At 69.0% G+C, this 8235-nt stretch carries 7 protein-coding genes and 1 pseudogene; 5 read left to right on the top strand and 3 right to left on the bottom strand.

Annotated elements, in window-relative coordinates; translation table 11 throughout:
- The 3 genes from WMJ97_RS13320 to WMJ97_RS13310 form a co-directional block, all read left to right on the top strand.
- On the top strand, window positions 1-660 hold a 660-nt coding region (locus WMJ97_RS13320), incomplete at its 5' end, for a Sir2 family NAD-dependent protein deacetylase (RefSeq protein ID WP_347349487.1).
- 110 nt (window positions 661-770) lie between these two features.
- Window positions 771-1661 (top strand): mechanosensitive ion channel family protein, encoded by an 891-nt coding sequence (locus tag WMJ97_RS13315; protein WP_347349486.1) that lies wholly within the window; start codon window positions 771-773, stop codon window positions 1659-1661.
- A 201-nt stretch (window positions 1662-1862) separates the two neighbouring features.
- A complete protein-coding gene (locus WMJ97_RS13310; protein WP_347349485.1) occupies window positions 1863-2906 on the top strand; it encodes a hypothetical protein in 1044 nt (347 codons plus the stop codon).
- Window positions 2907-3008: 102 nt separating this feature from the next.
- Here WMJ97_RS13310 and WMJ97_RS13305 read toward each other — a convergent pair whose 3' ends face one another.
- From WMJ97_RS13305 to WMJ97_RS13295, 3 genes are all read right to left on the bottom strand, one after another.
- Window positions 3009-4937 (bottom strand): amylosucrase, encoded by a 1929-nt coding sequence (locus tag WMJ97_RS13305; protein WP_347349484.1) that lies wholly within the window; start codon window positions 4935-4937, stop codon window positions 3009-3011.
- A 79-nt stretch (window positions 4938-5016) separates the two neighbouring features.
- The gene (locus WMJ97_RS13300) at window positions 5017-6414 is read right to left on the bottom strand and encodes an MFS transporter (protein ID WP_347349483.1); all 1398 of its coding nucleotides are present in this window, start codon (window positions 6412-6414) and stop codon (window positions 5017-5019) included.
- Complete coding sequence (locus WMJ97_RS13295) at window positions 6411-6893, bottom strand: SRPBCC domain-containing protein (RefSeq protein ID WP_347349482.1); 483 nt, start codon at window positions 6891-6893, stop codon at window positions 6411-6413. Before WMJ97_RS13295 ends, WMJ97_RS13300 begins: the two co-directional genes overlap by 4 nt.
- Before the next feature lie 190 nt (window positions 6894-7083).
- On the opposite strand from WMJ97_RS13295, the gene WMJ97_RS13290 reads away from it, so the two are divergent.
- Together WMJ97_RS13290 and WMJ97_RS13285 are read left to right on the top strand one after the other, a co-directional pair.
- The gene (locus WMJ97_RS13290) at window positions 7084-7977 is read left to right on the top strand and encodes an EamA family transporter (protein WP_347349481.1); all 894 of its coding nucleotides are present in this window, start codon (window positions 7084-7086) and stop codon (window positions 7975-7977) included.
- Between the two features lie 57 nt (window positions 7978-8034).
- A pseudogene (locus WMJ97_RS13285) lies at window positions 8035-8235 on the top strand (hypothetical protein); the annotation flags it as partial.

Genomic DNA, 8235 nt, shown 5'->3' with positions numbered 1-8235 from the left:
CCCGATTTCCGCGGCCCCCAGGGCCGCTGGACGTCCGATCCGGACGCCGAGCGCATCTCGACCCTGTCGTGGTATCTGGGCGACGAGGACGTCCGGAAGAAGGCGTGGAAGGCTCGCGCGCACCCCGACTTCTGGGCGGCCAAGCCGAATCCGGGGCACCTCGCGCTCGTCACGCTCGAGCGCCAGGGACGCCTCGCCGGCATCATCACGCAGAACACCGACGGCCTGCACCAGCTCGCGGGCTCCACGCCCGGGCTGGTCCATGAGGTGCACGGCAGCGCCCGCACGTGGCGCTGCGAGGAATGTGGGGCGTCCGGGCCGATGGACGAGATGGTCGCACGCGTCTACGCCGGCGAGGAGGACCCGCGCTGCCCGACGTGCGGGGGGATCGTCCGGGCGACGGTGATCCTGTTCGAGGAGCAACTCAACCGCGACGTACTGGAGGCGTCCTTCTCGCTCGCCGAGCAGGCCGACCTGATGCTCGCGATCGGCACGACGCTGACCGTGTTCCCGGTCGCGGGGCTCGTGCCCTACGCCGTCGGGCACGGGGCGCGGCTCATCATCGTGAACGGCCAGCCGACGCCGTACGACGAGCTCGCGGACGCCGTCCTGCGCGACCCGATCGAGCACGTGCTGCCCGAACTCGTGGCGTCCGACTGACGCACGCGCGGGGCTCTCCCGACCGAGCCCCGGCGTCCCTGCACCCCACCAGCGGACGCCCGCGGCGTCCCACCGCGGTCGCGCGCCCAGGGGTTGGCAGAATGAGGGCCATGATCCCCCTGATCACCTGGGACTGGCCCGACACCCCCATCCTCATCGCCGGCACCATCCTGCTGATGCTGCTCGTGCGGTGGGCGGCCAATCGCGCGATCAAGTACGCCGTCGACACGTCGGTGCGGCAGACCGCCGAGCGCAACGCCGACCAGGGGACGCGCGCCGAACGCATCCTCGCGCACGCGACGGGGCTGGCGTCCACGCGGCACGAGGCGCGCATCCGGACGGTGGGCTCGGTGATGCGGTCGGTCGTCGCGGTGGTCGTCCTGGTGATCACGGTGCTGTCGGTGCTCTCGGTGCTCGGCTTCCCGCTCGCGCCGCTGCTGACGTCCGCGGGCATCGGCGGCGCGGCGCTCGCGTTCGGCGCGCAATCCCTGGTGAAGGACTATCTGTCCGGGCTCTTCATGCTCCTGGAGGACCAGTACGGCGTCGGCGACCTGGTCGCGATCGGCGGCGACGTCACCGGTACGGTCGAGGACGTCGGCCTGCGCATCACCCGGCTCCGCGACCCGAACGGGCAGGTGTGGTACATCCGCAACGGCGAGATCACCAAGCTCGGCAACCAGTCGCAGGGCTACTCGACCGGGACGGTGAACGTCCCGATCGCGCTCAACGAGGACGCCGAGAAGGCGATGGGCGTCCTGCGTGGCGTGATGAAGGAGGTCTTCGCCGACCCCGAGTGGGAGAACGTCCTGCTCGACGAGCCCGTCGTCGCCGGCCTGGGGCAGGTATCGGCCGGCGCGATGACCATCCAGATCTTCGCCAAGTGCGCGCCCAACCAGCAGTGGGGCGTCCAGCGGGACATCCTGGAACGCTCCGTCCAGGCGCTGCGCGCCGCGGGCATCCACGGGGCCCCGTACGTGCCGCCGCCGGCGTCCGAGAGCTGAGTTTCTCGGACGCCCCCGGTGCGGCCCGTGGGCCGCGGGGCTCGGAGGCCCGGCGCCCCGGGCTCCGATCGCCGCCCGCGCCACCGCCGCTCACTTGTTCGTCGCCTTGTCAGGCGGTGGTCACCCGGTTTTCATCCACCGGGTCGAAGCTGTGCGCAGCATCCGCTCACACAACCCCCGCTCACCGCACAGGAGCCCCTCATGCGCCTTCGTCACCTCGCCGCGGCCACCCTCACGGCCGTGTCCCTTTCCGCCGCTTCCGTCTGCGCGCCGGCGACCGCCCAGGCCGCGCCGGCCGCGTCCGATCATCACCGCGACAAGCCCGGACACTACAGCTTCGCCGTCATCGGCGACGCGCCCTACGGTGACCAGCAGATCGCGGCGTTCCCGCGCTGGATCGACCAGATCAACGCCTCGGACGTCCAGCTCACCTTCCACGTCGGCGACATCAAGAACGGCTCGACGCGCTGCGACGACTCGTACTTCGCGATGATCAAGGGACAGTTCGATCGCGTCCGGACGCCGCTGATCTACACGCCCGGCGACAACGAGTGGACCGATTGCCACCGGACCAACAACGGCTCGTATGAGCCGCTGGAACGACTGGACGCCATCCGCTCGACGTTCTTCGCGCGCCCCGGGACGACGCTCGGGCAGCACCCGACGCGCGTGCGCTCGCAGGCCTACCGCGGCGTCCCCGAGAACGTGGAGCTGCGACGGCAGCGGGTCACGTTCGCGACGATCCATGTCGTCGGGAGCAACGACGACCTCAAGCCGTGGACCGGCATCGGCAAGACCGAGCCCACCCAGGAGCAGTTCGCCGACCAGGCGCGGCGCATGGGCGCCGCGATCGCCCAGGTCAAGCGCGCCTACGCGGACGCCGCCCGCCGGCACGACCGGGCGGTGGTGATCCTGCTTCAGGCGGACATGTTCGACCCCACCTGGAACCCGACGTGGAACGACATGTCCGCGTTCAGGCCGCTGGTGCAGACGCTGATCGACGAGTCGAATCGCTTCCGCGGGGAGTCGTACCTCTTCGACGGCGACAGCCACGTGTTCAACGTCGATCACCCGCTCGCGGAGGGGTCGGCGTGGCTCGGGTTCTACGGCGTCCGGGGGGCGAGCAGCCTGACGCGCATCACGGTGGACGGCGACAAGCAGAACACCGACTGGCTGAAAGTGACCGTGAACCGGCCCGGCGCGGGAGGCGTCCTGTCGTGGGAGAGGATTCCGTACACCCAGTAGCCCCTCCTCCGGTGGCGCCACGGGCATAGCCAGGAACCGCGATCGCACCCCGGGGTGTGTGACGTTCTCCACCCCAGAGGGTGGAGAACGTCAGGTAGAAACCTACGGGTGCATCGTCGGCGGGACGACCTTCTCGAGGAGCCAGAGGGCCTGGTAAGGCTGGACGGTGAGGGTCCAGGGGCTGAGGTCGTAGTCGTAGCCCGAGATCAGCTCCTTGGCCTCGCTGCCGAGCGTGAACCTGAGCGCGCTGCAGTCGAGGTTCACGGGGTGCTCGCTGAAGTTGTAGATCTGCATCATCTCGCCCTCGGGGTGCGAGCGGTGCAGCAGCAGCAGGCGCGAGTCGGGGCTCGGCACGACGTGACTCTCGATGGACGCGTGCAGGTGCGGCGTGTGCTTGCGGACCTCGATGAGGTGCCGCAGCCGCGCCGAGATCCGTCCGGCGGGGCTCGACGGGTCGTCGGCGGCCTGCTGGACGAGATCCCAATCCATCTTCGGCCGGTGCGCCCACCGGTTGTCGGACGCGTGGTCGGGGTCGTCGGCGTAGCCGTAGTCGTTCAGCATGCCCAGCTCGTCGCCCATGTACAGCAGCGGGACGCCGCCGAACCCGAACATGACCGCGTGCAGCAGCAGGATGCGGTCGATGGCGTCGTCGACCCGGTTGCCGTCCCCAAGTTCGAGCGCCTGCTCGAGCCCGGTGAGGGACGCGAACGTGCCGCTGATCCGGCGGTCGTTCGTCACGGGGTTGAACTGGAACACGAGCCCCTTCGCGAACGAGCCGGGGTACTCGCCGGAGTAGAAGTCCGACAGGAACACGCGGTGGGAGTAGCCGTCGAGTTGCGCGTCGGCGGCGTCCTCATCGCTGATGGCCCAACCGATGTCGTCGTGGCAGCGCGCGTACGTGCCCCACGTCGTCGACGTGGGCTTCGCGCGGAAGGCCGACAGGGCGACCTCGGTGAGCCGGGTGTCCCGGGACGCCAGCGCGCTCCACAACTGGACCATCAGCCCGTTGTGGTAGGCCATGTCGGAGACCTTGCCGTAGTGGGAGCCGACGCCCAGGTAGTAGATGAGGTCGCTCGGCCCGACGATCGCCTCGGCCTTGAACGCGACGGCCGGCGCGACGATGCGCAGGGCGCCGCGCAGCGCCTCGGTGAGGTGGTGCACCTCGGGCTGGTTCTGCGACGAGGTGCCCATGCGCTTCCAGATGAACGCGATGGCGTCCAGCCGGATGACCTCGACGCCCTGGTTCGCGAGGAAGCAGATGATGTCGAGGTACTCGAGGAAGACGTCGGGGTTCGTCCAGTTGACGTCCCACTGGTAGGAGTTGAAGGTCGTCCACACCCAGCCGTTGATGTCGTCGTCCCAGGTGAAGTTGCCGGGCGCGAAGTCGGGGAAGACCTCGGGCAGCGCCTCCTCGTACTGGTCGGGGATCGTCCGGTCGGGGTAGATGTAGAAGTAGTCGCGGTACTTCCGCTCGCCGGCGCGGGCCCTCTCGGCCCACTCGTGCTCCTGCGCGACGTGGTTGAGCACGAGGTCCATCACCAGGGAGATGCCCCGCTCGCGCAGGCTCCCGGTGAGGCGGGCGAGGTCGTCCATCGTGCCGAGGTCGGGGCGGATCTCGCGGTAGTTCTGCACGGCGTAGCCGCCGTCGCTCTCCCCCTCGCGCGGCTTCAGCGCCGGCATGAGGTGCAGGTACTTCACCCCGAGGCCCGACAGGTAGTCGAGCTTCTCGCCCAGGCCGTTGAGCGTGCCGTTGAACCGGTCGGCGTACGTGACGTAGCCGATCATGTCGGGGGTCTGCAGCCAGTCGGGCGCGAGGAGGCGGGCCTCGTCGAGGCGCTTCAGCAGCGGGCCTCGGTTCGCGAACGCCTCCGCGAGGTGCGACTTCATGCGCTCGAACAGGTCGGGAGCACGGTCGCCGTAGACGGCCGTCAGGCTCTTGAGGATGTCGGCCCCGTAGCGGTCGAGGCGCAGATCGAAAGTGGCGGACTCCCGCGGATCGGTGATGATCGGGGAGGTGACGTCGGCCGTCATGACGTGAGTGTTCCTTTCTGAGAACGGGGGACACCCCCGGGGAGCTTACGCTCCCCGGGGGTGCATCGAAGGTGATCGGTCAGTGGCTTCCGCCGACGACGGCCGGGTCTCCGACCTCGTCGACGTCGCGCACCGTCGGGGGCTCCTTGATCCACAGCATGACAAGGCCGGCGATCGCCAGGAAGGCCCCGGCGAACCACATGGCGTTGTTCGGGTTGTCACCCAGCAGGTTCTTGTACACGCTGCCGAAGGTCAGCGTCTGGATGAGCTGCGGGATGACGATCATCATGTTGACGATGCCCATGTAGACGCCGTAGCGGCTGGAGGGCACCATGCGCACGATCATGATGTACGGCACGCCCATGATGGACGCCCACGCGATGCCCAGGCCGACGATCGCGAGCCACTTCAGGGGCAACGTCGGAGCGAGCGGCAGGAAGAACAGGCCGACCGTGGCGCACCAGAGGCACAGCGCGTGCACCCACTTGGCGCCCAGCCTGCGGGCCGCCGCGACGAGCGCGAACGCCACGCTGAACGTCACGATGTTGTAGACCGCGTTGATCGTGCCCGTGTTGGCCACCGCTCGTTCGTACGCCTCACCGGTCGTCGAGCCGTACAGAGACTGCGACACCGACAGGGAGACGTACTGCCAGTACACGTTCATCGCGTACCACTGGAAGAAGTACACCAGGGCCAGCTTGCGCATCTGGACCGGCATGTCGATGATCGCGTCCTTGATCTCACCGAAGAACTCGCGCGGGCCGCCCTTCTTGGCGCGCAGCGCGGCGATCTCCTCCTTCGTGGGCTCGAGCTCGGGCGTCGAGATGACGGAGACCAGGATGGTCGCGATCGAGGCGACGGAGCCGACGAAGAACGCGCCGTAGACCCAGTGCGGGAGGCCGACGCCCTCGCCGAGGCCGAAGAGCATCTGGAAGAACGTCAGGGAGAGGTTCGCCAGCGTGATGCCGAGGCCGGTGAAGAACGACTGGGCGAGGAAGCCCTTGCCGAGCTGCGACGGGGGCAGCTTGTCGGCGATGAACGCGCGGTAGGGCTCCATGGCCGTGTTGTTCGAGGCGTCCAGCAGCCACAGCAGCAGGACGGCCATCCACACGGCCCACACGAACGGGAACAGGAACAGGCAGACCGCGCAGCCGAGCGCGCCGACCAGGAAGAACGGACGCCGCCGGCCGCGGAAGAAGCCCTTGTCGACCCACGTGCGGTCGGACATCGCGCCGATCAGCGGCTGGATGAGCAGGCCGGTGATCGGGCCCGCCATGTTCAGCAGGGGCAGCTCGTCGTGCGAGGCGCCGAGCATCGTGTAGATCGGGTTGATCGCCGTCTGCTGCATGCCGAACGAATACTGGATGCCGAAGAAGCCCAGGTTCATCAGGAGAATCTGGGGCATCGTCATCAGCGGCTTGTGCCGGATGCGCGTCGACGACTTGCTGGCCGAGGGCGTGGTTGCCGGATCGCTCATGCCTGGTCCTCCCTGTGGCTCGCCTGGAGGTACGCCTCGAGGTGATCGAGGATGCTCTCCCAACCGTCGCTGTAGTCGAGCGCGGCGTCCTTCGTGTAGGGGCCCTGGATGATGCGCACCAGGGTCAGGTTCTCGTTACGACCGAGCTTGGTGAACTCGACGCGCAACTCGACCGGACGCGAGGCATCGATGCCCTTCACGCCGGTGATGCGCTGCCGCGTGACGAGCACGTCGGGGTAGAAGACCTCGGTGTAGACGCCGTCGACGACCCAGTGGGCGTCGGGGTCGTCGTCACGGACCTTCGTGTGGCGCAGGCGGCCACCGAGCTGCGGGTCGAGTTCCACCGACTCGGGGATGACGTGCCAGCCCGTGGGCGCGAACCACTGCGCCAGGGCCTTCGGCTCGGTGAAGGCCCGGAAGATGACGGGGCGCGGGTACGGGAACTGCCGCTCCACCTCAAGAATGGTGTCTGTCTGCATTGAATCCTCTCTTCGTCCGGCCGCTTCGTTGGAGCCGCCGCCGCTACGCCGGGGCCGGTCGCCACAATCTTGAACCCTTCGTTAACCCCGCGCCAGAGCAAACGAGAAATCGTGGCCCGGATCTTGGGTTTTCCTCGACCCGTGCTATAAGGACGGGGTCGAAGATGCCCTGTCAGAGAGTCGAACGCCCATGTCGCTCGCGCGTCCCCGGGTCTCCCCGGTGTTCTTGGTGATCGCCTCGATCACCTCGGTGCAGGCCGGCGCGGCGTTCGCGAAGGACTTGTTCGCGCTGGCGTCCCCGTGGGTCATCTCGTGGCTGCGACTGACCGCGGCCGCGGTCATCCTGACGCTCGTCGCGCCTCCCCGATTGAGGGGACGCCGGGCCGCCGAGTGGCGTCCCGCACTCGCCTACGGGGTCGCGCTCTCGGGGATGAACATCGCGATCTACCTCGCGATGCAACGCATCCCGCTCGGGATGGCCGTCACCATCGAGTTCCTGGGCCCCCTGGGCGTCGCCGTTGCGGGATCGCGCCGGGCGCGCGACCTGATCTGGGTGGGCCTCGCGGGCCTGGGGGTCGCCCTGCTGGGCGCGAGCCCGGGCAGCCTCGACTGGGTCGGCGTCGGGTTCGCCCTGCTCGCCGGCTCGCTGTGGGCCTGCTACATCCTGCTGGCCGGCCCGACGGGCCGGCACTGGGAGGGCGTCACGGGCGTCACCCTGGGCTCGTGGGTGGGTGCGATCGGGCTCGCGCCCTTCGTCTGGACGCCGATCGTCGCGTCCGCCGCGCAGGGGGCCGGGCTGGGGCCGCTCGCCGACCCGACGCTGTGGGCCAAGGGCGCGGCGGTGGGGCTGCTGTCGTCGGTGATCCCGTACGGCCTGGAGATGGTGGCCCTCCGCACACTGCCGACCGGCGTCTTCGGCATCCTGATGAGCCTGGAGCCGGCCGCCGCCGCGCTCGCGGGGCTCGTCGTGCTCGGCGAGGTCCTGCGCCCGATCGAGCTGCTCGCGATGGGGTGCGTCATCGTGGCGAGCATCGGGTCGACGCGGGCGAACCGTCGGCCGAGCGAGCCGCCGGCCCCCGGGTAGCGGGTGCCCTGAGTCCGAGTTGACCTTGTCGCAGCGTCAATGTCTACCGTCGCCGTCATGACGATCACGGTGATGGACTCCGCGACGGGCATGCGTCGCGTGGTGGGTGCTCCCCCCAGCGAGCGTGCCGACCGCCTGCGCGACCTGTGGGAACCCATGCGGGGCATGTACTTCTTCGCCTCGAGCGGGGTGGACTTGGCGATGGTTCACCAGCAGAACTTCGGCTTCCCGACGGGAACGGACGCGGCGCCCCAGGCG

It is taken from the genome of Nigerium sp. (assembly GCF_039811905.1).
Lineage (GTDB): Bacteria > Actinomycetota > Actinomycetes > Propionibacteriales > Propionibacteriaceae > Propioniciclava.
This window is presented reverse-complemented; position numbering and strand designations above follow the sequence as displayed.

Bases quoted from the DNA above. Each gene is read 5' to 3' on its own strand.
- WMJ97_RS13295 (WP_347349482.1), bottom strand. From the start codon at position 6,893: ATGCAGACAGACACCATTCTTGAGGTGGAGCGGCAGTTCCCGTACCCG.
- WMJ97_RS13310 (WP_347349485.1), top strand. From the start codon at position 1,863: ATGCGCCTTCGTCACCTCGCCGCGGCCACCCTCACGGCCGTGTCCCTT.
- WMJ97_RS13300 (WP_347349483.1), bottom strand. From the start codon at position 6,414: ATGAGCGATCCGGCAACCACGCCCTCGGCCAGCAAGTCGTCGACGCGC.
- WMJ97_RS13315 (WP_347349486.1), top strand. From the start codon at position 771: ATGATCCCCCTGATCACCTGGGACTGGCCCGACACCCCCATCCTCATC.
- WMJ97_RS13290 (WP_347349481.1), top strand. From the start codon at position 7,084: ATGTCGCTCGCGCGTCCCCGGGTCTCCCCGGTGTTCTTGGTGATCGCC.
- WMJ97_RS13305 (WP_347349484.1), bottom strand. From the start codon at position 4,937: ATGACGGCCGACGTCACCTCCCCGATCATCACCGATCCGCGGGAGTCC.